Here is a 24,958-nt window from a genome sequence, read left to right on the forward strand (position 1 = left end):
CATGAAGGTGAGCGTCTTAGGACTGGGGTACGTGGGCTGCGTGTCGGCCGCGTGTCTGGCCAGTCTGGGTCACGAGGTCGTCGGGGTGGACGTGAACCCCGTGAAGGTGGACCTGGTCAACGACGGCAAGGCCCCGGTGGTGGAGGAGCGGATCGGCGAGCTCGTCGCCGAGGTGGTGCGGTCCGGGGCGCTGCGCGCCACCGGCGACGTCCGCGAGGCCGTGCTGGGCAGCGACGTGTCGCTGGTGTGCGTGGGGACGCCGTCGGAGCCCAACGGCAGCCTGTGCACGACGTACCTGGAGCGGGTGGCCGAGCAGATCGGCGCCGCGCTGGCCGAGAAGGGCGCGGGCGGCCGGCGGCACACCGTGGTGTTCCGCAGCACGATGCTCCCGGGGACCTGCACGAACCTGCTCGTGCCGCTGCTGGAGAAGTACGCGGGCGGTACGGCCGGGGTGGACTTCGGGGTGGCGGTCAACCCGGAGTTCCTGCGCGAGGGTTCGAGCGTGCGGGACTTCTTCGACCCGCCGAAGACGGTCGTCGGGGAGCACGACCCGGCCGCCGGGGACGTGGTGGCCTCGCTGTACCAGGGCCTGCCCGGCGAGGTGTTCCGGGTGCCGGTGCCCACCGCCGAGGCGATCAAGTACGCGGACAACGCCTTCCACGGGCTCAAGATCGGGTTCGCGAACGAACTGGGCGCCGTGTGCCAGGCGCTCGGCGTGGACTCGCACCAGGTGATGGACGTCTTCATGGCGGACCGGAAGCTGAACATCAGCCCGGCCTACCTGCGGCCCGGATTCGCCTTCGGCGGCTCCTGCCTGCCCAAGGACCTGCGGAGCCTGGTGCACGCGGCGCGGCAGGCCGACGTCGAGGTGCCGATCCTCGCGCACGTGCTGCCGTCCAACGCCGAGCACCTCCAGCGCGCGGTGGAGCTGGTCGAGCGCACGGGGCTGCGCCGGGTGGGCCTGTTCGGGCTGTCCTTCAAGCCCGGTACGGACGACCTGCGCGAGAGCCCGCTCGTCGAGCTGGCGGAGCGGCTCTTCGGCAAGGGCTACGACCTGCGGATCTACGATCCCAACGTCAACCTCTCCCGGCTGCTGGGCGCCAACCGCGAGTACGTGGAGGGCCGGCTGCCGCACCTGGCGAAACTGCTGGCGCAGTCCGTCGGCGAGGTCCTCGACCACGCCGAGGTCTGCCTGGTGGGCACCGGCGACCCGGACGTGCTGGCCGCGCTCCCGCGCGGCGGCGGCCCCGTCGTCATCGACCTCATCCGCATCCCCGACGCCGACGCGCGCCGGGCCGAGCCGGGATACGTGGGCCTTGCCTGGTAAAGCATCCGGCGGCGCCGGGCCCGCCCGGCGCGCGCTGGTCCTCGTGGAGAACCTCTCCGTGCCGTTCGACCGGCGGGTGTGGCAGGAGTGCACCACGCTGCGCGACGCGGGCTGGGAGGTGCACGTGATCTGCCCCCAAGGGGAGAAGCGCGACACCGAGGCCGAGGCGGAGATCGACGGGGTGCGGATCCACCGCTACCCGCTGCGCGCGGCCACCGGGGGCCCGGCGGGCTTCGTGCAGGAGTACGGGACGGCGCTGTGGCACACCTTCCGGCTGGCCCGCAGGGTCGGCCCGGTGCACGTGGTCCACGCCTGCAACCCGCCCGACCTGCTGTTCCTTCCGGCGCTGTGGCTCAAGCAGCGCGGGGCGCGGTTCGTCTTCGACCAGCACGACCTGGTGCCCGAGCTGTACCTGTCGCGGTTCGGCCGCGGCAAGGACCTGCTCTACCGGGCCGTGTGCCTGCTGGAGAAGATCACGTACCGCAGTGCGGACGTGGTGCTCGCGACGAACGAGAGCTACCGGGAGGTCGCGCTGCGCCGCGGCCGGCGGAAGCCCTCGGAGGTCTTCGTGGTGCGCAGCGCGCCCGACACGGCCCGCTTCCAGCCGGTGCCGGCCGAGGAGGAGCTCAAGCGCGGCAAGCCCCATCTGCTGTGCTACCTCGGGGTGATGGGGCCGCAGGACGGGGTGGACTACGCCCTGCGGGCGCTGGCGAAGCTGCGCGACGTGTACGGCCGTACGGACTGGCACGCGGTGTTCGTGGGCGGCGGCGACACCTTCGACGCGATGGTGGAGCTGTCGGAGGAGCTCGGGCTCTCGGACCAGGTGCAGTTCACCGGCCGGATCCCGGACGCCGACCTGGCGCGCTACCTGTCGACGGCGGACGTGTGCCTGTCCCCGGACCCGCACAACCCCCTCAACGACGTGTCGACCATGAACAAGGTCCTGGAGTACATGGTGATGGGCCGGCCCATCGTCTCCTTCGACCTGCGCGAGGCCCGGGTCTCGGCCGGCGAGGCCGCCGTGTACGCCGCCGCGAACGACGAGGGCGAGTTCGCGGGGCTGGTCGCGATGCTGCTGGACGACCCGGAGAAGCGGGCCCGCATGGGCAAGACCGGCCAGGAGCGGATCGGCGGTCCGCTGTCCTGGGAGAAGTCGCAGGCCGCGCTGCTCGCCGCGTACGACGCGGCCTGCCGCGGCCGCCGCCCGCGCGCGGGCGGCCCGGGCGGGGCGGGGAGGAGTCCGCTCCGTTGAGCGACGACACGATACGGCTGGTCACGATCGGCCGGATTCTCCGCCGTCGCCGGCGGCTGCTCACCGTCCTCGCGGTGGTGGGCGCGCTCGTCGGCTACGGCACCTCGCTGCTGTTCCCGCCCCGCTACACGACCTCGGCCTCGGTGCTGCTGCCGGGGGCGTGGGAAGAGCGGGAGCTGCTCACCCAGGCGCAGATCGCGACCAGTTCGGTGGTGGCCGACCGGGCCGCCGCCGCGCTGGGCTGGCCGGGGGTGGGCGGCGACGAGCTGCGGGAGCACGTGAGTGCCGGGGCCTCGGACGGGAACATCGTCACGGTCTCGGGTACGGCGGACACCCCGCAGCGGGCGCAGCAGCTCACCGACGAGGTGGCGCAGCAGTTCGTCGCGTTCGCGGCGCGGATCGCGGGTGCCAGCGCCGATCCGGAGGCGGCGGCGCGGCCCGAAGCGCTGCGGCAGATGGTGGTGCAGACCAGCCGCCGGATCACCGAGCTGTCGAAGGCGGCCGATCCGGGCCGGACGGTGGAGAGCGTCCAGGCGCGGACGGAGCTGGCGAAGCTGCGGACGGCGCTCCAGGAGGCGATCACCAAGCTGGACCAGGCGGGTCCGGCGACGGACAAGGCCAACCTGGTGGTGATGGGGCCGGCGGCCCGGCCGACGGGCGAGGCCCCGCCGACCACGGTGCAGCTGGTGGCCGCCGGGGCGCTGCTGGCGGCCCTGCTGGGGGTGGCCGGGCACCTGACGGCCGCCCGGACCAGCCGCCGGCTGCGCACGGAGCCGGAGATCGCGGCGGCACTGGGCGCGGTGGTGCTGGGCACGGTGGACGTGGCCGTCACGCGGGCCGCGCTGCGGCCGGGCGGCGGGGGCGCGCGGGCCCGGCTGCTGCGGCTGCTGGGGGCGGACCTGCCGTGGAACGTCCCGGCCGTGCAGGCGGGCGGGGACGGGACGCGGATCCGCTGCCGGCGGGTGTGCGAGCGGGTCCGGGAGCGGGTGCCCGGCCCCGGGGGGCTGCTCGTGCTCGTACCGGAGGGGGACGAGCCGGCGCGGCTGGCCGCCGGGCTGCTCGCCGCGGCGGCGGACGGGGCCGGGGAGGGCTCCGGTGCGGCCGCCGCGGACGGGCCCGGACTCCTGCTGCGGGTGGCCGGGGTGTCGGCGGCCCGGCCGCTGGTCGAGGACGGCGGGGCGGCGTCCGGCGCCCTGGTGGTGCTCAGTGCGGGCAGCCGGACGGCGGAGGAGCTCGCGGGGATCGCCGGGGCGTGCGCGGACGCGGGGCACGGGCTCGTCGGGGTCGTCCTCGCGGATGCGGTGCGGGTCCGGGCGGGGCGGGCGGGCGGCCGGGCGGCGGAGGCCGCCGGGCCCGGGCCGGAGCCGGAGCCGGCGGTGGGCAACGAGCTGACGGGACGGTCAGGGTGACGACACGTACGACCCCGGAGCCGCCGGCGGCTGCTCCGCTGCTGGACCTGCACGCCCTGGTGGTGGCGGTGTGGAGGCGGCGGCGGCTGTGGTGCGCGGCGGCGCTGCTGGGGCTGCTCGCCGGTACGGCGGTGGCGGTGCTGATGCCGCCGGCGCCGACCGCGGTGACCAAGGTGCTGGTGGCCCACCAGGGCGACCAGCCGAACGACCCCGGGACGCTGATCCGCACCGACGTGGCGCTGCTGCACACCACGCGGATCGCGGGCCGGGCCCTGGAGTCCCTCGGGTCCCGGCAGGAGCCCGAGGAGTTCATGCAGGAGTACGGGGCGACGGGCCTGACCAACAACCTGCTGGAGATCACGGTGACGGGCCGCAGCGATGCGGAGGCGGTGGCCCGGGCCGGGGCGCTGGCGCGGGCGTTCGTCGCCGACCACGTGCGGCGGCTCCAGGAGGGGGCGACCGCCGAGTCGAAGACGCTCACCGCCCAGCGGGACCGGATGCGCGAGGAGCTGCGGCAGGTCGACCGGTCGATCGCGGAGGGCTCGGCGGAGAGCGGGCCGAAGGCCTCGGCGGCGATGGAGTCCCTCTTCGCCCGCCGGGCGGAACTGACCTCGCGGGTAGCGGAGTTCGACCGGCGGGCCGCGGAGGCCCGGGTGGGCGCGCCGCGGCTCATCGCCGGTACGCAGATCGTGGACGACCCGCGGGCGGTACGGCACTCCCTGCCGCGGGCCGCGGCGACGCACGCCGGGATCGGGCTGGTCCTGGGGCTGGTCCTCGGACTGGCGGTGGCGGCCGTGGGGGCGGTGGTCGCGGACCGGCCGGTACTGCGCCGGGACCTCGCGGGGCACCTGGGGGCCTCGGTGCTGGCAGAGCTGCCGCGCCGGCCGGCGGCGCCGTGGCGGCGCCGGCGGGCCCGGGTGTCGCGGGAGCGGCTGGCCGCGGTGCTGGCGCGGGCGGTACGGGACTCGGACGAGCCGGTGTCGCTGCTGGAGCTGGGCTGTGCGCGCACCGCGGGCACGCTGGCGCTGGACCTGGCCGGGGCGCTGGGCGGCCGGGGCCGGGCGGCGTCCGTGGTGGACGGCCTGCCGGCCGGGCGGTCCGGCCGGCGGCGCGGGAAGCAGGACGGCGGCGGCAGCGGGGCCGGGGCGGCCCCGGACGGCGCGGACGCGGCGGACGCGGGAGCGCAGGGGCACCGGATCGGCGTCGGCTCGGTGGCCCCGGGGACGGCGTGGACCGACCTGCGCCGCCTCGGCACCCGCACGGTGCTCGTGGTGCGGGCCGGGCACGGGAGCGCGGCGTGGCTGCACACCGTGGCCCGGCAGCTCGCGGAGCAGCGCATCGCGGTGCTCGGCGTGGTGGTCGTGGACCCGGACGGCCTGGACCGCACGGACGGCACCCTGTGGGACGGCCCGCACACCGCGCTGCGGGGCGGGACCGGGGCGCAGGACCGGGTCCGGGCCCAGGGCAGCGGGACGGCGGACGGCGCGACCGCAGGCGGCGGGACCCCGGGCGGCGGGTCGGGCACGGGGGCCGGCGGGGGGCCGGGACGGCCGCGGACGGAGCGGCTGCGGGTGCGGGCCGCACGGGCCCAGGACAGCGACCAGGAGGTGCAGTAGGACATGTGTGGCATCGCAGGCACGTACATGTGGCCGGAGGGCAAGGCGGTGGCCGACCGGCTCACCGACACCCTCGCCCACCGCGGACCGGACGGGGCGGGCCGCTACAGCCACCCCGCCGGCGAGGGCGAGGTGCACCTCGGGCACCGGCGGCTGGCCATCATGGACCTGTCGGAGGCCGGGGCCCAGCCCATGGCCTCGGACGGGCTCGTCCTGACGTACAACGGGGAGCTGTACAACGCGCCGGAGCTGCGGGCCGAACTGGCCGCCGCCGGGGTGCGCTTCCGCGGCACCTCCGACACCGAGGTGCTGCTGGAGGCCTGGCGGCGCTGGGGTACGGACTGCCTGCCCCGGCTGCGCGGGATGTTCGCGTTCGGGGTGTTCGACGAGCGGACCGGCGAGCTGGTGCTCGTACGCGACCAGCTCGGCATCAAGCCGCTGTTCCTGGTGCGGCGCGGCGGCGGGCTGGTGTTCGCCTCGGAGCTGAAGGCGCTCGCCGCGGCCGTGGGCGGGGCGCTGGAGGTGGACCGCGCGGCGCTGGTGGCCTCGCTGCTCTACTACTGGGTGCCGGACTCGCGGTGCGCGCTGCGCGGGGCGGAGAAGCTGCCGCCGGGGACCTGGCTGCGGATGCGGCCCGACGGGCAGGTGCAGCGGGGCCGGTTCTGGAGCCTGAAGGAGGTGGCCGCCGAGGGCCGGGAGCGCGCCCTCGCGGGCGAGGTGCCCGACCTGGCCGCGGTCGTGGAGGAGTCGACGCGGCGGCACCTGCTGTCCGACGTGCCGGTGGCGACCTTCCTGTCCGGCGGGCTGGACTCCAGCTACCTCACGGCGCTGGCGGCCCGCGAGCAGCCCGGCATCTCGGCCTACACGATCGGCTTCCGGCCGCAGGACGCGCGGTTCGAGGCCATGCCGGACGACCTGCGGTACGCGCGGCAGGTGGCGGGGCGCTACGGGGTGGACCTGCACGAGATCGAGATCGCCCCGGACGTCCTCGACCTGCTGCCGCGGATGACGTACCACCTGGACGAGCCGATCGGGGACCCCGCGGCGATCAACACCTTCCTGATCTGCTCGGCGGCCCGCGAGGCCGGCGTGAAGGTGATGCTGTCGGGGATGGGCGCCGACGAGCTGTTCGCCGGGTACCGCAAGCACCTGGCGAACCTGCTCGCGCTGCGCTACCAGCGGGTGCCGCGGCCCCTGCGGCGCGGTCTGTCGCGGGCGGTGGACCGGCTGCCGGTGGCCTCGGCCCGCCGCGGGTACCGGTCGGTGCGGTTCGCGAAGCGGTTCCTGTCCTTCGCGGACCTGCCGGAGGAGACGGCGTTCCGGCGCAGCTACACGCTGTACGACCGCCCGGAGCTGGCCGCCCTGGTCGCCCCGGACCTGGCGGGCGCGGTGGACGAGGTGCTGGCCGAGCACGCGGAGGTCTACCGGGACAACGAACTCGACGACTTCGTCAACCGCATGTGCCTGGGCGACGCCCGGATGTTCCTGCCGGGGCTGAACCTGGCGTACACGGACCGCTCCAGCATGGCCGCGTCGACCGAGGTGCGGGTGCCGTACGTGGACGTCGAGGTGGTGAAGGCGGCGTTCGCGGTGCCCGGCGAGCGCAAGATCGTCGGCCGGCAGGGCAAGGCCGTCCTGAAGGAGGCCGCGCTCTCGGTGCTCCCCCGGGAGATCGCCTACCGGCCGAAGGGCCTGTTCAGCGCCCCGCTGCGGGCCTGGATGAGCCGTGACCTGGCCCCGCTGGTGCGCGAGGTGGTCAACGAGGGCGTGCTCGTGGAGTCCGGGCTGCTGCGCCGCGAGGCGCTGGCGCGGATGGTCGCCGAGGACGCCGCCGGGCACCAGGACTGGTCCAAGCACCTGTGGCACGTACTGACCCTCGAGTACTGGTACCGCGACGCGACCTCCGGGTCCGGGCAGCGCACCGGCTCAACGGCGTAGGAGATTCGGAGGAGTTCGGGTGAAGCAGGTCGTGCAGAACTACAAGAGCGGCGAGCTGGCGGTGCTCGACGTGCCGGTGCCGGGGTGCAAGCCGGGCGGGGTGCTGGTGCGCACCGCGTACTCGCTGATCTCCACCGGTACGGAGCTCATGAAGGTGTCCGAGGCCGGCATGTCGATGCTGGGCAAGGCCCGTTCGCGCCCGGACCAGGTGGCGAAGGTGGTGCAGAGCGCGGCCGTCAACGGGGTCCCGGCCACGTACCGCAAGGTGATGGGCAAGCTGGACTCGTACACGCCGCTGGGCTATTCGCTGTGCGGGGTGGTGGAGCAGGTCGGGGCCGGGGTCGACGACGTGGCCGTCGGGGACCTGGTGGCCTGCGCGGGCAACGAGCACGCGCTGCACGCCGAGTTGAACTGGGTGCCGAAGAACCTGTACACGCCGGTGCCGGAGGGGCTGGCGCCGCGGCACGCGGCCTTCGGGACCGTCGGGTCGATCGCCCTCCAGGGGGTCCGCCAGGGCGGGCCGCAGCTCGGGGAGTCGGCGCTGGTGATCGGCCTGGGGCTGATCGGCCAGCTGGTGGTGCAGCTGCTGGCGGCCGCGGGGGTGCGCGTCGTGGGCGCGGACCCGGATCCGGCGCGCTGCGCGCTGGCCGTGGAGCTGGGCGCGGCGGCGGCCGGGGACCCCGGTTCCGCGGCCGTGGAGGGCGCGGTGGCCGGGCTGACGGGCGGGCACGGTGTGGACCAGGTGTACCTGGCGGCGGGCGGGGGCAGCAACCAGCCCGTGGAGCTGGCCGCGAAGCTGGCCCGCGACCGCGGCCGGGTGGTCGACATCGGCAAGTGCAGGCTGGACCTGCCGTGGAACGCGTACTACGAGAAGGAGCTCGACGTCCGCTTCTCGCGCAGCTACGGCCCCGGGCGCTACGACCCGGAGTACGAGCTGGAGGGGCGGGACTACCCGATCGGGTACGTCCGCTGGACCGAGCGCCGGAACCTGGCCTGCTTCCTGGACCTGGCGGCCCGCGGCAGCGTGGACGTGGAGCCGCTGGTCTCCCACATCGCGGACTTCGGGGACGCGGTCAAGACGTACCAGCAGCTCAAGGACGGCGAGTTGAAGGCCGTGGCGGTGCTGTTCCGGTATCCCGAGCACCAGGCCGCGGAGGGGTCCGAGGCGCCGGTGGTGGAGGTGCCGGCGGTGCGGCGCGGGAGCGCGGCGCCCGCCCGGGTCCGGCCGGCCGGGTCGCCGGTGCGGCTCGCGTTCGTCGGGGCGGGCAACTACGCGGGCTCGATGCTGCTGCCGCACCTGGCGCAGCGCGAGGGGGTGGAGCTGTCGGCGGTGGTCACGACGACGGCGCTGTCCGCGGCCAACGCCCAGCGGAAGTTCGGCTTCGCCTCGGCGACCACGGACCTGGACTCCGTACTCGGCGACCCGTCGGTCGACGCGGTGTTCGTGGTGACCCGGCACAGTTCGCACGCGGCGCTGACCCGCAGGGCGCTGCTGGCCGGGAAGGCGGTGTTCGTGGAGAAGCCCCTCGCACTGAGCGGGGAGGAGCTGGCAGACGTACTCGCCGCGGTGGAGGAGTCCGGCAACGACCGGATCCAGGTGGGCTTCAACCGGAGGTTCTCGCCGCTGCTGCGCGAGGCGAAGGAGCGCTTCGGCGCCCGGACCGGTCCGGCGAGCCTGCGCTACCTGGTCAACGCGGGCACGCTCGGGCAGGGCAGCTGGTACCTGCGCAGCGACTCCGAGGGCTCGCGGTTCGCCGGTGAGGGCGGGCACTTCATCGATACGGCGAGCTGGCTGCTGGGGGCCGATCCGGTCTCGGTGTACGCGGTCGCCACGCCCGGGAGCGGGGACCTCCAGGTGCTGCTGCGCTACCCGGACGGCTCCACCGCCTCGGTCAGCTACGTCACCACGGGCGCGCCGGGCTTCCCGAAGGAGACCCTGGACCTGCTGGCGGACGGCCGGGTGCTGCGGCTGGACGATTTCGTGCGCGCCTCGGTGCACGGGCCGAAGAAGTGGGTCAGCGGGCGGCTGCCGCGGGCCCGGGACAAGGGGCAGTCGGCCGAACTGGCCGCGTTCGTCCGGGCGGTGCGCACGGGCGGGCCGATGCCGGTGCCGCTGGAGTCGCTGGCCGCGACGACCGCGGCCACCCTGGCCGTGCAGACCGCGCTGGCCGCCGGTGCGCCGGTGGCGCTGGCGGGGCCGCGATGAGCATGGGCGCGGGCTGGTACCTGCGGCGGCTGTCGCGGATGGGGCCGCAGGAGGTGGCCGGGCGGTTCGCCGACGCGGCGCGCAGGCGGCGGTGGCGCTCGGGGCTGCCGGCCTCGCCGCCGGCGCCCGGGGCCCGCTTCACCGCGGTGCTGCCGGCCGGGGCGGTGGAGGGGATCGCCCCGGACGCGGTGAAGCGGCTGGTGGCCGAGGCGGACCGGCTGATGGCCGGGCAGGGCGGGTACTTCGGGGTGGTCCGCGGGGACCTGGCCGATCCGGACTGGCAGTACGACCCGAAGACCGGGCGGCGGGCGCCCTCCGGGTACGCGTTCGACGTGCCGTACCGGGACGAGGAGGCCTCGGGGGACGTCAAGCAGATCTGGGAGCTGTCGCGGCACCAGTACCTGACCGTGCTGGCGGCCGCGTACGCGGTGACCGGGGAGGAGCGGTACGCCGAGCGGACGGCGGCGCACCTGCGGTCCTGGTGGGCGGCCAACCCGCCGCTGCGCGGGGTGCACTGGGTCAGCGGGATCGAGCTGGGGATCCGGCTGCTGTCCTGGGTGTGGGTGCGGCGGCTGCTGGACGGCTGGCCGGGGGCGGCCGGGCTGTTCGAGGGCAATCCGGTGGCGGTGGACCAGATCTGGCACCACCAGCGCTGGCTGGCCGCGTTCCCCAGCCGGGGGTCCTCGGCGAACAACCACGTGATCGCGGAGGCGGCGGGGCAGTTCGCCGCGGCCTGCGCCTTCGGCTGGTTCCCGCAGTCGCCGCGCTGGCGGGACGCTGCGCTGCGCTCGCTGGAGCGGCACCTGCGGGCCAACACCTTCCCGTCGGGCCTCAACCGGGAGCTGGCGAGCGAGTACCACGGGCTGGTGCTGGAGCTGGGCCTGGCGGCGCTGGCCGAGGCGGACGCGGCCGGAGTGGCGGTACCCGGCCCGGTGCGGCTGGTGCTGCTGCGGATGACGGACGCGCTCGCGGCCGTCGTGGACGCGCGGCTGCGGCCGCCGCGGCAGGGGGACTCGGACGACGGGCACGGGCTGGTGGTGGACGGCGCGGGCACGGACCGCTGGGGTTCGCTGCTGGCCACCGGGGAGGCCGTGTTCGGCCGGCTCGGATGGTGGCCGCAGGTGCCGGGCACGGACGTGCGCACCCCGCTGCTGGCCGCGCTGGTGCGGCCGGTGGTGACGGCCGCGGCCCGGCCGGCGCGGCGGCCCGCGCACTTCCCGGACGCGGGGCTGACGATCCTGCGCGGTCCGGGGGAGATCTGGTGCCGCTGCGACGGGGGGCCGCACGGATTCCTGTCGATCGCCGCGCACGCGCACGCAGACGCGCTGTCCGTGGAGGTGCGGTACGACGGGGTGGACGTGCTGGCCGACCCGGGGACGTACTGCTACCACGGACAGCCCGCGTGGCGGCAGTACTTCCGCTCCACGCTCGGCCACAACACCCTCCAGTGGGAGGGCCGGGACCAGTCCGCGTCCGGGGGCCCCTTCCTGTGGGTCCGGCACGCCCGCAGCCGCGTCCTGGCGGCGGACGCCCCGGGCGGGGGCACGGCCCGCTGGGCGGCGCAGCACGACGGCTACCGGCCGGCCGTGCACCGGCGCCGGGTGGAGCTGGTCCCGCACACCGCCCAGCTGAAGGTGGTGGACGAGGTGCGCGGGGCGGGCGGGACCGTACGGCTCGCCTTCCACCTGGGCCCGGACGTCAGCGCGGAGCTGGCGGGCAGCCGGGCCGTGCTGGCCTGGTCGAAGGACGGGGTGGACCGCTCGGCGGTCCTGGAGCTGCCCCCGGAGCTGTCCTGGCGGGCGCACCGCGGGGAGAGCGATCCGCCGCTGGGCTGGTACTCCCCCGGCTTCGGGCGCAAGGTGCCCGCGACCGTGCTGGTCGGCACGGGTTCCGCGGACGGTACGGCAGGGTCGGGGCGGTTCACGACCGTCCTCGGGTTCGACGGCTAGGGGGGAGGGAGGCGTGGTGGTCAGGTGGCGGCGCGGGGGGCTGCCGGCGGCGGCACTGGTGCTGCTGGCGGCGGCCGGCTGCACCGGTGCGCCCGGTGCCGGGGAGGGGCCGGACGGGCGCCCGCCCGCGTCCGCGGCGCCGTCGGCGCGGGCGTCCGCCGCCCCGGCGGCCGCGGCCCGGGTGTGCGGGCGGCCCCCGGCCGGCCCGGCGCAGCCGCCGGCGGGTGCGGTGGCGGTGGACCCGGCGGTGGTCGGGGACCTGGCCGCCAAGACGCGCAACAGCCCTGCGCACACCACGTTCTGGCTGCGGCCGGGGGTGCACCGGCTGCTGCCGGACCGCTACGCGCAGGTCGTGCCGAAGGAGGGCAACCGCTACGTCGGTGCGCCGGGTGCGGTGCTCGACGGCCGGCGGACCAACCAGTACGCGTTCGGCGGCCGGGCCCGCGGGGTGGTGCTGCGCCACCTGACCGTGCAGGGCTTCGTGGCCCCGCACAACGAGGGCGTGGTCAACCACGACTCGGCCGACGGGTGGCTGGTCGAGCACGCGAGGATCCAGGACAACGCGGGGGCGGGGCTGATGGCGGGGGCGGGCCAGCGGGTGCGCGCCAGCTGCCTGCGCAACAACGGCCAGTACGGGATGAACGCGTACAAGTCCGGGGGCGCCCTGACCGGCCTGGTGCTGGAGGGCAACGAGATCACGGGCAACAACCGCGACGACTGGGAGCGGCGGCGGCCGGGCTGCGGGTGCAGCGGCGGGGTCAAGTTCTGGGCCGTGGACGGGGCCGACGTGCGCGGGAACTGGGTGCACGGCAACCGCGGGGCCGGGCTGTGGGCGGACACCAACAACAACGACTTCCGCATCGAGGGCAACCTGCTGGAGGGCAACGACGGTGCGGCGCTGATCTACGAGACGAGCTACAACGCGGTCGTGCGGGGGAACACGGTCCGGCGCAACAACTGGGTCGAGGGCCGGCGGCACGCCGACCGGGGCGACACCTTCCCCTTCGCGACGGTGTACGTGTCCGAGTCGGGGGGCGAGGCCCGGGTGCCGGCCCGTACGGACAAGGTGGAGATCAGCGGGAACCTGCTCGAGGACAACTGGTCCGGGATCACCCTGTGGGAGAACGCCGACCGGTTCTGCAACAGCCCCGCCAACACCTCCTCCGGGGCCTGCACCCTGCTGGTGCCGGACACCTCCCGCTGTGCGCAGCCGGCGATCGCGTCCGCGCCGCTGTACGCGGACTGCCGGTGGCGGACCCGGCGGGTGGAGGTCCACGGCAACCGCTTCGTGCTGGACAAGTCCGTCGTGGAGTGCACCGCGGGCTGCGACCGGATGGGGCTGCTCGCCAACTACGGGACCTACCCGGACTGGTCGCCGTACCACGGGGAGCGGGTGGCCGAGGCGATCACCCGGGAGCAGGGCAACCGCTGGTACGGCAACGAGTACGTCGGGCCGTGGCGGTTCGTGGTGCACGACCCGAGCCGGGTGCTGGACTTCGGGCAGTGGCGGGGCGCGCCGTACCGGCAGGACGCGGGGAGCACCTTCCGTGCGCAGGGCGGCGGCGGACATGGCGGCTGACACGGCGGCGGGCGCGGCGGCAGGCCCGGCGGAGGACACCGCGGCGCGCCGCCGGGGGCGGGTCGTCGGCGCGGTGTGGGGGCTGCTGATCCTCAACACACTCGGCTCCACCGGGGCGAAGACCATCGTGCCGCTGCCCCGCTCGCTGATCCAGATGGTCACCATGGGGGCGCTGGTCGCCGCGTTCGCGCTGGCGCTGGCGGTCAATCCGCGGGTGCGGATCCGGCCGGGCGCGTACCTGTTCCTGCTGACGCTGCTGCTGGTGCCGAGCGTGCTGTCCAGCGCGGACCTGGGGTCCGGGTTCGGGGCGCTGTTCCGCTGCACCCGGCTGGCGCTGTTCGTGGGCACGCTGTGGCTGCTGAGCCGCTGGTGGGACGGCGGGACGGTGTTCGTACGGCACCACATCCGGGCCTACTGGGCGGTGCTCGCGTCGGTGGCGGCGGGGGCGCTGGTGTCGCCGGGCGCGGCGATGCCCGAGCTGTACGGCGGGCGGCTGGTGGGCGCGCTGTGGCCGCTGACCCCGCCGCAGATCGGGCAGTACGCGGCGGTGATCACGGGGCTGGCGGTGCTGCTCCTGCTGGGCCGGCGGACGGGCGGGCGCAGTGCGGCGGTGGTGGTCGTGCCGGCGCTGGTGCTGCTGGCGCTGACGCACACGCGGACGGCCACGCTGGGGCTGCTGGCCGGGCTGGTGGTGGCGATCGGCTCGCTGGTGCTGACCAGTTCGGCGGCGCGCCGGTTCTTCGCGTGGGCGGTGCTGTGCGCCGCGGTGCTCGCGGTGGGGTTCAGTTCGGCGCTCCAGACGTGGTTCCTGCGCGGGCAGAGCCAGGAGAACTTCTCCAACCTGACCGGCCGGGCCAAGGTCTGGGACGCACTGCTGGCGGCGCCTCGGACGGCCCCGGAGCGGCTGTTCGGAACGGGTCTGGGCGACAAGTCGTTCGGGGGGCTGCCGATCGACAACAGCTGGCTGGCGGTCTACCACGAGCAGGGGCTGGCGGGGGTGGCGGTGGTGGCCTCGGCGGTGCTGGTGCTGGGCGGGGTGGCGCTGCTGCGGCCGCCCTCGCTGACGCGGGCCTGCGCGCTGTTCCTGATCACGTACGTGGCCATCGCCTCGTACACGGAGGCCGGGCTCGGCGACGCCTCCCCGTACCTGCTGCACCTGGCCGTGGCGGCCTCGCTGCTCGCGGCGCCCGCTCCGCCGGCCGGGCCCGCGGCGGCGGGCGGGCCCCCGGAGCGCGGGGCGGCACCCCGCACGGAGCAGACCGGAGACCGGAGGTGACCATGCACGTGCTGGTCGTGCACAACCGCTACGCGTCGGCGCAGCCGAGCGGCGAGAACAAGGTCGTGGACCAGGAGGTGGAGCTGCTGCGCGCGGCGGGCCACCGGGTGGGGGTCTTCGAGCGGCGCAGCGACGACATCGCGGCCATGGGGCTGCCCCGGAAGGCCGCGGTGCCGCTGCTGGTGCCGTGGAACCGGGGGGTGCGCGCGGAGCTGGCCGCGCGGCTGCGGGCGGAGCGGCCGGACGTGGTCCACGTCCACAACGTCTTCCCGCTGCTGTCGCCCGCGGTGCTGGCGGCCTGCGCCGACGCCGGGGTGCCGGCGGTGGCCACGCTCCACAACTACGGGCAGGTGTGCCCGCCGGGCACGCTCCAGCGCGACGGCCGGCCCTGCACGGAGTGCGTGGGCGGCGCGGTCCCGCTGCCCGCCGTCCGGCACGGCTGCTACCGGGGCTCCCGGCTGGCGACGGTACCGCTCGCAGTGAGCGCGGTGGTCAACCGGCGCCGCTGGTGGTCGGGGGTGGAGCGGTTCCTGTGCATCTCGGCGGCGCAGCGCGAGGTGCTGGTGCGCTCGGGGATGCCGGCCGGGAAGCTGGCGGTGAAGCACAACTTCGTGCCGGACCCCGGCCCGGAGCTGCGCCGTTCGGGCGGCGGGGAGCACCTGCTGTACCTCGGCCGGCTGGCGGAGGCCAAGGGGGTGCGGCTGCTGATGGCGGCGTGGGACGCGCTGGCCGCGTCGGGCGGGGTGGGGGTACCGCTGGTGGTGGCCGGTTCGGGGCCGCTGGAGGGCGAGGTGGCCGCCTGGGCCGCGGGCCGCCCGGACGTGCGCTACGCGGGCCTGTACGACGCCGCGCAGAGCCGGGCCGCGGTCGGGCGGGCGGTGGCCGTGGTGGCCCCCTCGACCTGGCTGGAGGCCTTCGGGCTGGTGGCCGTGGAGGCGATGGCGGCCGGGGTGCCGGCCGTCGCCGCGGGCCACGGCGCCTTCACGGAACTCGTCGAGGACGGGGTGACCGGGCTGCTGCACCGCCCGGGCGACGCCGCCTCGCTCGCCTCCTGCATCCGCCGGGTCGCGGAGGATGCGGGGCGCAACCGGGAGATGGGCCGGGCGGCCCGGCTGCGCTACGAGGAGGGGTTCAGCCCGGAGGTCGGGCTGGAGCGCCTGGAGGACGCGTACCGCTCCGCGGTCGCGGGCCGGACCGGCGGCGGGGAGGGCCCGCCGCCGGGGGGACAGGAACACGCTGGCCCGCTGCGGGACACCCGCGCGGGCAGGGATGGGGGCAGTTGATGACACAGTGCCGACTCTGCGGATCGGAGAAGCTCGCGAGCGTCGCCGACCTGGGGGCGACGCCGCCGTGCGAGAGCTTCCTCGCCGCGGACGAACTGGACCGGCCCGAGCCGGCGTACCCGCTGCACCTGCGGGTGTGCACGGAGTGCTGGCTCGCGCAGATCCCGCCGCTGATCACCCCGGAGGAGACGTTCACGCAGTACGCGTACTTCTCCTCGTACTCCACCTCCTGGGTGGAGCACGCGCGGACGTTCGTCGCGGACGCCGTGCAGCGCGCGGGGCTCGGGCCCGACGCGTTCGTGGTGGAGGTGGCGAGCAATGACGGGTACCTGCTGCGGCACGTGGTGGACCGGGGGATCCGCTGCCTGGGCATCGAGCCCTCGGTGAACGTGGGCGCCGCGGCCCGGGAGGCGGGGGTGCCCACGCTCACGGAGTTCCTCTCCCCCGCCACCGGCGCGGCCGTGCGCGCCGAACACGGCCCGGCGGACCTGGTGGTCGCCAACAACGTGTACGCGCACATCCCCGACGTCGTCGGCTTCACGCAGGGACTGCGCGCGCTGGTCTCCGACGGGGGCTGGGTCTCCGTCGAGGTGCAGCACCTGCTGACCCTGATCGAGGAGAACCAGTACGACACGATCTACCACGAGCACTTCCAGTACTACACGGTCGCCGCCGCGGCCCGGGCCCTGGCCAGCGGCGGGCTCACCCTCGTGGACGTGGAGCTGCTGCCCACGCACGGGGGCTCGATCCGGCTGTGGGCCCGGCCCGAGGGGGCGGCCGGGGAACCCTCCCCGCGCGTCGCCGAGGTCCTGGACCGGGAGCGGGCCGCGGGGCTCCAGGACCTTTCCGGGTACACGGAGTTCGCCGCCCGGATCGCCAAGGTGCGCCGGGACCTGCTGCGCTTCCTGGTCGACGCGGCCGACCGGGGCAAGACGGTGGTCGGGTACGGGGCCCCGGGCAAGGGCAACACCCTGCTCAACCACTGCGGCATCCGGCCCGACCTGCTGGCGTACACGGTCGACCGCAACCCGTACAAGCACGGCCGGTTCACCCCCGGCACCCGCATCCCGGTGCTGGCGCCCGAGCGGATCGCCGCCGACCGGCCGGACTACGTCCTCGTCCTGCCGTGGAACCTGCGCGACGAGCTGGTCGAGCAGCTGTCCTACGTGCACGAGTGGGGCGGCCGCCTGGTCTTCCCCATCCCCGAACTGAGCATCGTCGAGCCCGCGTCGTCGTGAAAGAGGTAGCAGCATGAAGGTCGTCCTGTTCTGCGGCGGTTACGGGATGCGGATGCGCAGCGGGTCCGCCGACGACGTGCCCAAGCCGATGGCGATGGTCGGGCCCCGGCCGCTGATCTGGCACGTCATGCGCTACTACGCGCACTTCGGGCACAAGGAGTTCGTGCTGTGCCTGGGCTACGGGGCCCACCACATCAAGGACTTCTTCCTCAACTACGAGGAGACCACGTCCAACGACTTCGTCCTGCGCGGCGGGCGGACGGAGCTCTTATCCACCGACATAGCCGACTGGACGATCACCTTCGCCCAGACCGGCATCGAGTCCCCGATCGGCGAGCGGCTGCGCCGGGTGCGCCACCACCTGGAGGGGGACGAGATGTTCCTCGCCAACTACGCCGACGTGCTCACCGACGCCCCGCTGCCCGAGATGATCGAGCGGTTCTCCCGCCGGGACGCGGGCGCCTCGATGATGGTGGTCCCCCCGCAGCAGTCGTTCCACTGCGTGGACCTCGGGGAGGACGGGCTGGTCGGCGGGATCACCGCGGTGAGCGACATGCCGCTGTGGGAGAACGGCGGCTACTTCGTGCTCCGCCAGGAGGTCTTCGACCACATACCCGAGGGCGGGGACCTGGTCGCCGACGGCTGCGCCGGGCTGGCCAAGCAGGGCCGGCTGCTCGCGCACCGGCACCGCGGGTTCTGGAAGCCCACCGACACCGTCAAGGAGCGCGCCGCCCTCGACTCGGCCTACGCCCAGGGCGACCGGCCGTGGGCCGTGTGGGAGCGGGACGCGCTGCGCACGGCCGGGGCCGGCGCGTGATCCGGCTCGGGAGCGGCCGCCTGGAGCGGATCACCGCCGTCGGCGCGCACTGCGACGACATCGCCATCGGCGCGGGCGGCACCCTGCTGACCCTGTGCCGGGCCCGGCCGGGGGTCCGCATCGACGCACTGGTGCTCTCCGGGGGCGGCGGGGAGCGGGAAGCGGAGGAGCGGGCCGCGCTCGCCGCCTTCTGCCCGGGCGCGGACCTGCACCTGACCGTGCTGAAACTGCCCGACGGCCGGATCCCCGCCCACTGGGAGGAGGCCAAGTCGGCGGTGGAGGAGCTGCGCGGGCGCACCGAGCCCGACCTCGTCATCGGACCGCGCACCGAGGACGCGCACCAGGACCACCGCAGCCTGGCGCAGCTCCTGCCGACCGCGTTCCGCGACCACCTCGTCCTCGGCTACGAGATCGTCAAATGGGACGGCGACCTGGCCCGCCCGACGGCCTACCAGCCGCTGTCGCCGGAGACCGCCGAGGACAAGGTGCGCCTGCTCCAGGAGCACTACCCCTCGCAGCGGCACCGGCCCTGGTACGACCGGGAGGCCTTCCTCGGCCTCGCCCGGATCCGCGGCATCGAATGCCACGCCCGCTACGCCGAGGCGTTCTCCGTCGCCAAACTCACTCTCGACCTGGGGGAATGAACGTGCGCGTACTGCTGACCGGCCATCAGGGCTACCTGGGCTCCGTGATGGCCCCCGTCCTCGCGGCCGCCGGGCACGAGGTCACCGGCCTCGACTCCGGCCTGTTCGCCGACTGCGTCCTGGGCCCGCGGCCCGCCGACCCGCCCGGCCACCGGGTGGACCTGCGCGATGTGACGGCCGCGCACGTGGCCGGGTTCGACGCGGTCGTCCACCTGGCCGCGCTGTCCAACGACCCGCTGGGCTCGCTGGCGCCGGAGCTCACCTACGACATCAACCACCACGCGTCCACGGCGCTGGCCCGGCTGGCCCGCGAGGCCGGGGTGAAGCGCTTCCTGTACGCGTCGACCTGCTCGGTCTACGGGGCCGCGGGCGGTGACGCCCTGGTGTCCGAGGACGCCCCGCTGCGCCCGGTGACCCCGTACGCCGAGTCGAAGGTGCGGGTCGAGGACGACCTGCACGCCCTGGCCGACGGGGACTTCAGCCCGGTGTACATGCGCAACGCGACCGCGTTCGGCTTCTCGCCGCGGCTGCGCGCCGACATCGTGCTGAACAACCTGGTGGGGCACGCCCTCCTGACGGGCGAGGTGCTCGTGCTGTCCGACGGCACGCCCTGGCGGCCGCTGGTGCACGCCGCGGACATCGCGCAGGCCTTCGCGGCGGCGCTGGCGGCCCCGCGCGAGGCGGTCCACGACCGGGCCTTCAACATCGGCAGCGAGGCCAACAACGTGACCGTGGCCGAGATCGCCGAGGAGGTCGCCGCGGCCGTGTCCGGCGCGAAGGTGGTCGTCACCGGGGAGAACGGCGCCGATCCGCGGTCCTACCGGGTGGACTTCTCCCGGTTCCGCGCCGCGGTCCCCGGCTTCGCCTGCGCCTGGTCGGTGGCGCAGGGGGCCGCGGAGCTCGCCGCGGCGTACCGGGAGCACGGGCTGACGCAGGAGGGCTTCGAGGAGCGCTTCACCCGCCTCGCCGTGCTCCGCGCGGCCTCCGGCTCCGGCGCGGTGGACGCCACCCTGCGGTGGCGCGGGTGACGGCCGGCGGGGAGATGCACGAGCTGGTGCGGCGGCTGTACCCGCTGTGCCGGAGCATCACCGGCGACGGGGTGCGCGCCACCCTGGACATCGTCGGCGGGTACGTCCCGCTGGAGGTGCACGAGGTGCCGACGGGCACGCAGGTGCTCGACTGGACGGTGCCGCAGGAGTGGAACGTGCGCGACGCGTACGTCGCCGACTCCGGCGGCCGGCGGGTCGTCGACTTCGCCGCGTCCAGCCTGCACGTGGTCGGCTACAGCGTGCCCGTGTCGGCGCGGATGCCGCTGTCCGAGCTGCGCGCGCACCTGCACACCCTGCCGGAGCAGCCGTCCCTGGTGCCGTACCGCACCAGCTACTACAGCCCGCAGTGGGGCTTCTGCCTGGCCCAGGACGTGCTGGACGGGATGGCGGAGGGCGAGTACGAGGTCCGCATCGACTCCACGCTCGCGGACGGCCACCTCACCTACGCCGAGCACGTGGTGCCGGGGCAGGTCGCGGACGAGGTGATCGTCTCCACCCACGTCTGCCACCCCGCGCTGGCCAACGACAACATGGCCGGGGTCGCGGTGGCGGTGTTCCTGGCCCGGGAGCTGGCGCGGACCCGGCCGTACTACACGTACCGGTTCCTGTTCGCGCCGGGCACCATCGGGGCGATCACCTGGCTGGCGCGCAACGCCGAGCGCATCGACCGGGTCAAGCACGGGCTGGTGCTGGCCTGCGCCGGGGACCGCGGACAGCTGACGTACAAGCGCAGCCGGCGCGGGGACGCGGAGATCGACCGGGTGCTCGAGCACGTCCTGGCGGACTCCGGGCGCCCGCACCGGATCAAGGAGTTCACGCCGTACGGGTACGACGAGCGGCAGTTCTGCTCCCCCGGGTTCGACCTCGGCGTGGGCTCGCTCAGCCGGACCCCGTACGCCGGCTACCCCGAGTACCACACCTCCGGCGACAACCCGGACTTCGTCACCCCGGAGGCGCTGGAGGACACCCTCGCCGTCTGCCGGGAGGCCTTCGGGGTGCTCGACCGCAACCGCCGGTACGTCAACCTCAGCCCGTACGGCGAACCCCAGCTGGGGCGGCGCGGCCTGTACGGGGCCCTCGGCGGCCGCAGCGACGCCGAGGAGGCCCAGATGGCGATGCTGTGGGTGCTCAGCATGTCCGACGGGGAGCACGGGCTGCTGGAGGTCGCGCAGCGGTCCGGGCTGCCCTTCGACGCCGTGGCCGCGGCGGCCGGCGCCCTCCGGGGCGCCGGGCTGATCAAGGCGTGACGCGGATGGCCACCGGGGAGGAGACGACGGCCGCACAGGCGGCGCGGCCCGCCGCCGCCCGGCGGGCCGTCGTCGGCCGGCTGTCCTGGGGGCTGGCCGACCAGGCGGTCTGCAGTCTCACCAACTTCGCGGTGGGGATCTACGTGGCCCGCTCCCTGGGGCTGGCCGCCTTCGGGGCGTTCAGCCTGGCCTGGGTGACGTACGGCGTGGTGCTGGGCGTCTCCCGGGGGCTAGCCACCGACCCGCTCGTGGTGCGGTTCAGCGGGGTGCCCGGGGCCGCCTGGCGGAGGGCGGCGGCCCGCTCCGCCGGGACCGCGCTGGGGGTGGGCGCCGCCGTCGGCGCGGTGTTCCTGGCCGGCGGCGCGGCGCTCGGCGGCGGTCTGGGGGCCGCGTTCGCCTGCCTGGGGGCCGTCCTGCCCGCGCTGCTGCTCCAGGACGCCTGGCGGTACGCGTTCTTCGCCGCGGGCGCCGGACGCAAGGCCTTCGCCAACGACCTCGCGGGCGGGCTCGCGCTCGTCCCCGCCATGTTCGTCGCGGCCCGCGCGGACAGCGTCGCCGGGTTCGTCCTGGCCTGGGGCACCTCGGCCGCGGCCGCCGCGGTGTTCGGGCTCTTCCAGTCCGGCATCCGGCCGCGGCCGGGCGGGGCGCGCGGCTGGCTGCGCGAGCACCGCGACCTCGGCTACCGGTACCTGGCCGAGAACGTGAGCCTCAGCGGGGCCGCGCAGATCAGGGCGTACGGGCTCGGCGCGATCGCCGGGGTCGGCGCGGTGGGCGCGGTGCGGGGCGCGGAACTGCTCCTCGGCCCCTTCCTCGCCCTGCTGATGGGGCTGTCGCTGGTCACCGTCGCGGAGGCCGCGCGGGTGCTGCGGCGGGCCCCGCACCGGCTGGCCCGGTTCTGCCTGGTCCTCGGCGGCGGGCAGGCGGGCGCCGCCCTGCTGTGGGGGGCGGCGCTGCTGCTGGTGCCGGACCGGGCCGGCGGGCTCGTGCTCGGCGGGGTCTGGGACTCCGCCTCCGCACTCGTCGTGCCGGCCACCCTCGGCGTGGCCGGCGCGGGCCTGGGCACGGGCGCGGCGGCCGGGCTGCGCGCCCTGGCCGCGGCCCGGCGCAGCCTGCGCTGCCAGCTCTTCGCCTCGGCGTGCTACGTCGGCGGCGGGCTCGGCGGGGCGGCCGCGGCGGGTGCGGTCGGCTCGGCCTGGGGGGTGGCCGCCGCGACCGTCGGCTCCTCGGCCGTGTGGTGGATCCAGCTGCGCCTGGCCCTGCGCGAGCACGGCCGGGGGGATCGGGGGCCCGCCGCCCCGCAGGCGGCGCCCTCCGGGGGCCCCGCGGGCGAAGTACCGAAGCAAAGCGAAGAGAGGTAGCGAACCGAAGTGAGGACGTTATGACCGCCCAACCCCGGCTGAGCATCGGCCTGCCCGTCTACAACGGCGAGGAGTACCTGGCCGAGTCGTTCGACGCCCTGCTGGGCCAGACCTACGAGGACTTCGAGCTGGTCGTCTCCGACAACGCCTCGACGGACGGGACCGCGGACATCTGCCGCCGGTACGCCGCGAAGGACTCGCGCATCCGCTACATCCGGCTGCCCCGCAACATCGGCGCCGCCCCGAACCACAACTACGTCTTCACCCAGTGCCGCGGCGAGCTCTTCAAATGGGCCTCGCACGACGACCTGTACGCCCGCGAACTGCTGCGCCGGTGCGTGGAGGTGCTCGACGAGCGGCCGGAGGTGATCCTCGCCCACACCGACCAGGCGGTCATCGACGGGGACGGCAAGGTCAAGGTCCCGTACGCGTACACGCTCGACACCGGTTCGCGGCGGGCCCCGGAGCGCTTCCGCAGCCTGCTGTTCGAGCCGGGGGGCGACGACTTCTACGGGGTGGTGCGGGCCGACGTGCTGCGCCGGGTCAAGCCGCACGACAGCTACCACCACGCGGACCGCACGTTCGTCGCGGAGATCACCCTGCACGGGCCCTTCCACCAGGTGCCGGAACTGCTCTACTTCCGCCGCGACCACCCCACCCGCGCGGAGCGGGCGAACCCCTCCGTGCGCGCGCGCTGCGCCAACCTGGACCCGCGCCGGGCGGGCCCGCTGCACCCGGCGCCGCGGCTGTTCGCCGAGTACGTCGCCGGGTTCGCCTCCGCGATCCGGCGGGCCCCGCTGTCCTCGGCCGACCGCAGCGCCTGCTACCGGCACCTGGCCGCCTGGCTGGCGAGCCGGGCCCGGCCGGGGGCCGGCGAGCGGGTGGAGGACCGGCCCCCCGTCGGACCGGGCCTGTACACCGTCTCCGTCGACGCCCTCGTCGCCGGGCGCGAGGGGGGGCTCGGGTGACGGCGGGCGCCGCACGGCCCGTACGCGTGGGGGTGTTCGGACTGCTGGGCTCCGGCAACCTCGGCAACGACGGCTCGCTGGAGGCCGTGCTCGGGTACCTGCGCGAGGCGCACCCGGAGGCCTCCGTGGACGCCCTGTGCGGGGGGCCGGAGGCCGTCTCGGCCCGCTACGGCATCCCGGCCCGGCGGCTGCACTGGTACCGCGGGGAGTACCGGACGGCGTCCCGGGCGGGCGCGGTCGCGGGCAAGGGGCTGGGCAAGTTCGTCGACGCCTTCCGGACCGCCGCGTGGGTGCGCCGGCACGAGGTGGTGATCGTGCCGGGCATGGGGGTGCTGGAGGCCACGCTGCCGCTGCGCCCGTGGGGGTTCCCGTACGCGCTGTTCCTGCTGTGCGCCTCGGGCCGGCTGTTCGGCACCCGGGTCGCGCTGGTCGGCGTCGGCGCGGGTCCCGTCGCGCAGCGGCCGACGCGGGTCCTGGTGCGCTGGTCGGCGCGGCTGGCCTCGTACCGCTCGTACCGCGACGAGCTGTCGCGGGACGCGATGCGGGACATGGGCGTGGACACCTCGCGCGACGCGGTCCACCCGGACCTGGCCTTCGCCCTGCCGGCGCCCGGCCCGCAGCCGGCCGCGGCGGGCGGGGGGCGGCCCGGGGCGGTGTGCGTGGGCGTCATGGACTTCCACGGCTCCAACGACGACCGGGACCGGGCCGCCGAGATCCACCGGCGGTACGTGGACGGCACGGTGCAGTTCGTCCGCGCGCTGGTCGCAGAGGGCCGGCCGGTACGGCTGCTCACCGGCGACGCGTGCGACGCCGCCGTGGTCTCCGCGGTCCTGGCGGCTGTGGACTCCCCGCTGCTCAGCGCGGCCGGGGCGGATTCGCTCGCCGGCCTGGTGGCGGAGGCCGCGGCCGCCGACGCCGTGGTCGCCACCCGGTACCACAACCTGGTCTGCGCCCTGAAGGCCGGCACGCCGACCCTCGCGGTCGCCTACGCGGCGAAGAGCGGGGCCCTGATGGACCGGATGGGCCTGGGCGCGTACTGCCACCCCGCCCGGGAGCTCGACCCCGACCGGCTGCTGGAGCAGTTCCGGGAGCTGGAGCGGGGCGCGGCCGCACTGCGCGCCGTCCTCGCCGAACGCAACCTGCTCGCCGCCCGGCAGCTGCGGGAGCAGTTCACCGCCCTGTCCGGCGCCCTGTTCCCGCCGGCCGCACCCGGCCGCACCCGCGCCCGTACCGTCCAGGAGGCCCAGTGAAGGCGACCGCAGTCCCGGAGATCTCCGGGGCGTACTTCTTCGAGCCGGTGCCGTTCGCCGACGAACGGGGGTTCTTCTGCCGGACCTTCGACGCCGGGGTGTTCCGGTCGGTGGGCCTGGACCCGGACGCCTTCGTGCAGGACAGCGTGTCCCGCTCGGTGCGGGGGGTGCTGCGCGGGATGCACCTGCGGTCGGGGGCGGGCGAGGCGAAGCTCGTGCGCTGCGCCTCCGGGGCGATCTTCGACGTGGTCGTGGACCTGCGGCCCGCCTCGCCGACCTTCCTCAGCCGGGCCGTCTTCGAGCTGTCCGGGGAGACCCAGGCGAGCGTGTACGTCCCGGCGGGCTGCGCGCACGGGTTCCAGGCGCTGACCGCGACCGCGGACACGGCGTACCGGATCGACCGGGAGCACGATCCGGCGGAGGACGTGACGATCGCCTTCGACGACCCGGAGCTCGGCATCCCGTGGCCGCTGCCGGCCGATGCGGTGTCCGCACGGGACCGGGGGGCGCCGGGCCTCGCCGAGGTCCTGAAGCGTCTGGAGGGGTGAGGAC

At 75.5% G+C, this 24,958-nt stretch carries 19 protein-coding genes; all 19 read left to right on the top strand.

Annotated elements, in window-relative coordinates; genetic code table 11:
- Nucleotide 1: 1 nt before the first annotated feature.
- The 19 genes from ACZ7JZ_RS22010 to ACZ7JZ_RS22100 are packed head-to-tail and all read left to right on the top strand — an operon-like array spanning nt 2 to nt 24,954.
- Nucleotides 2-1,327 (top strand): nucleotide sugar dehydrogenase, encoded by a 1,326-nt coding sequence (locus tag ACZ7JZ_RS22010; RefSeq protein ID WP_470941702.1) that lies wholly within the window; start codon nt 2-4, stop codon nt 1,325-1,327.
- On the top strand, nt 1,317-2,579 hold the full coding sequence (locus tag ACZ7JZ_RS22015; RefSeq protein WP_470941704.1) for a glycosyltransferase family 4 protein: 1,263 nt from the start codon (nt 1,317-1,319) through the stop codon (nt 2,577-2,579). Before ACZ7JZ_RS22010 ends, ACZ7JZ_RS22015 begins: the two co-directional genes overlap by 11 nt.
- Complete coding sequence (locus ACZ7JZ_RS22020) at nt 2,576-3,988, top strand: Wzz/FepE/Etk N-terminal domain-containing protein (protein ID WP_470941705.1); 1,413 nt, start codon at nt 2,576-2,578, stop codon at nt 3,986-3,988. Before ACZ7JZ_RS22015 ends, ACZ7JZ_RS22020 begins: the two co-directional genes overlap by 4 nt.
- The gene (locus tag ACZ7JZ_RS22025) at nt 3,985-5,604 is read left to right on the top strand and encodes a Wzz/FepE/Etk N-terminal domain-containing protein (protein ID WP_470941707.1); all 1,620 of its coding nucleotides are present in this window, start codon (nt 3,985-3,987) and stop codon (nt 5,602-5,604) included. The genes ACZ7JZ_RS22020 and ACZ7JZ_RS22025 overlap by 4 nt, the downstream gene beginning before the upstream one ends.
- 3 nt (nt 5,605-5,607) lie before the next feature.
- On the top strand, nt 5,608-7,542 hold the full coding sequence (gene asnB / locus ACZ7JZ_RS22030) for an asparagine synthase (glutamine-hydrolyzing) (protein WP_470941709.1): 1,935 nt from the start codon (nt 5,608-5,610) through the stop codon (nt 7,540-7,542).
- A gap of 19 nt (nt 7,543-7,561) precedes the next feature.
- Nucleotides 7,562-9,748 (top strand): bi-domain-containing oxidoreductase, encoded by a 2,187-nt coding sequence (locus ACZ7JZ_RS22035; protein ID WP_470941711.1) that lies wholly within the window; start codon nt 7,562-7,564, stop codon nt 9,746-9,748.
- Complete coding sequence (locus tag ACZ7JZ_RS22040; RefSeq protein WP_470941712.1) at nt 9,745-11,697, top strand: alginate lyase family protein; 1,953 nt, start codon at nt 9,745-9,747, stop codon at nt 11,695-11,697. The genes ACZ7JZ_RS22035 and ACZ7JZ_RS22040 overlap by 4 nt, the downstream gene beginning before the upstream one ends.
- Nucleotides 11,698-11,710: 13 nt before the next feature.
- On the top strand, nt 11,711-13,276 hold the full coding sequence (locus tag ACZ7JZ_RS22045) for a right-handed parallel beta-helix repeat-containing protein (RefSeq protein ID WP_470941714.1): 1,566 nt from the start codon (nt 11,711-11,713) through the stop codon (nt 13,274-13,276).
- Entirely contained in the window at nt 13,266-14,552 is a 1,287-nt protein-coding gene (locus ACZ7JZ_RS22050) for an O-antigen ligase domain-containing protein (protein ID WP_470941716.1), read from the top strand. The genes ACZ7JZ_RS22045 and ACZ7JZ_RS22050 overlap by 11 nt, the downstream gene beginning before the upstream one ends.
- Before the next feature lie 2 nt (nt 14,553-14,554).
- Entirely contained in the window at nt 14,555-15,835 is a 1,281-nt protein-coding gene (locus tag ACZ7JZ_RS22055) for a glycosyltransferase (RefSeq protein WP_470941876.1), read from the top strand.
- A complete protein-coding gene (locus tag ACZ7JZ_RS22060) occupies nt 15,835-17,073 on the top strand; it encodes a methyltransferase domain-containing protein (protein ID WP_470941718.1) in 1,239 nt (412 codons plus the stop codon). Before ACZ7JZ_RS22055 ends, ACZ7JZ_RS22060 begins: the two co-directional genes overlap by 1 nt.
- 13 nt (nt 17,074-17,086) lie before the next feature.
- Entirely contained in the window at nt 17,087-17,890 is an 804-nt protein-coding gene (locus ACZ7JZ_RS22065; protein WP_470941720.1) for a glycosyltransferase family protein, read from the top strand.
- Nucleotides 17,887-18,534: a PIG-L deacetylase family protein gene (locus ACZ7JZ_RS22070; protein WP_470941722.1), complete on the top strand. Its 648-nt coding sequence runs from the start codon at nt 17,887-17,889 to the stop codon at nt 18,532-18,534. The genes ACZ7JZ_RS22065 and ACZ7JZ_RS22070 overlap by 4 nt, the downstream gene beginning before the upstream one ends.
- 2 nt (nt 18,535-18,536) lie before the next feature.
- Entirely contained in the window at nt 18,537-19,562 is a 1,026-nt protein-coding gene (locus ACZ7JZ_RS22075) for an NAD-dependent epimerase/dehydratase family protein (RefSeq protein WP_470941877.1), read from the top strand.
- Nucleotides 19,550-20,830 (top strand): DUF4910 domain-containing protein, encoded by a 1,281-nt coding sequence (locus ACZ7JZ_RS22080; RefSeq protein WP_470941724.1) that lies wholly within the window; start codon nt 19,550-19,552, stop codon nt 20,828-20,830. The genes ACZ7JZ_RS22075 and ACZ7JZ_RS22080 overlap by 13 nt, the downstream gene beginning before the upstream one ends.
- Nucleotides 20,831-20,835: 5 nt before the next feature.
- Entirely contained in the window at nt 20,836-22,188 is a 1,353-nt protein-coding gene (locus ACZ7JZ_RS22085) for a hypothetical protein (protein ID WP_470941726.1), read from the top strand.
- A gap of 20 nt (nt 22,189-22,208) precedes the next feature.
- Entirely contained in the window at nt 22,209-23,156 is a 948-nt protein-coding gene (locus ACZ7JZ_RS22090) for a glycosyltransferase family 2 protein (protein WP_470941728.1), read from the top strand.
- Nucleotides 23,153-24,406 (top strand): polysaccharide pyruvyl transferase family protein, encoded by a 1,254-nt coding sequence (locus tag ACZ7JZ_RS22095; protein ID WP_470941730.1) that lies wholly within the window; start codon nt 23,153-23,155, stop codon nt 24,404-24,406. Before ACZ7JZ_RS22090 ends, ACZ7JZ_RS22095 begins: the two co-directional genes overlap by 4 nt.
- Entirely contained in the window at nt 24,403-24,954 is a 552-nt protein-coding gene (locus ACZ7JZ_RS22100) for a dTDP-4-dehydrorhamnose 3,5-epimerase family protein (protein ID WP_470941732.1), read from the top strand. Before ACZ7JZ_RS22095 ends, ACZ7JZ_RS22100 begins: the two co-directional genes overlap by 4 nt.
- Nucleotides 24,955-24,958 lie beyond the last annotated feature (4 nt).

It is taken from the genome of Streptomyces sp. NPDC038213, assembly GCF_055600495.1.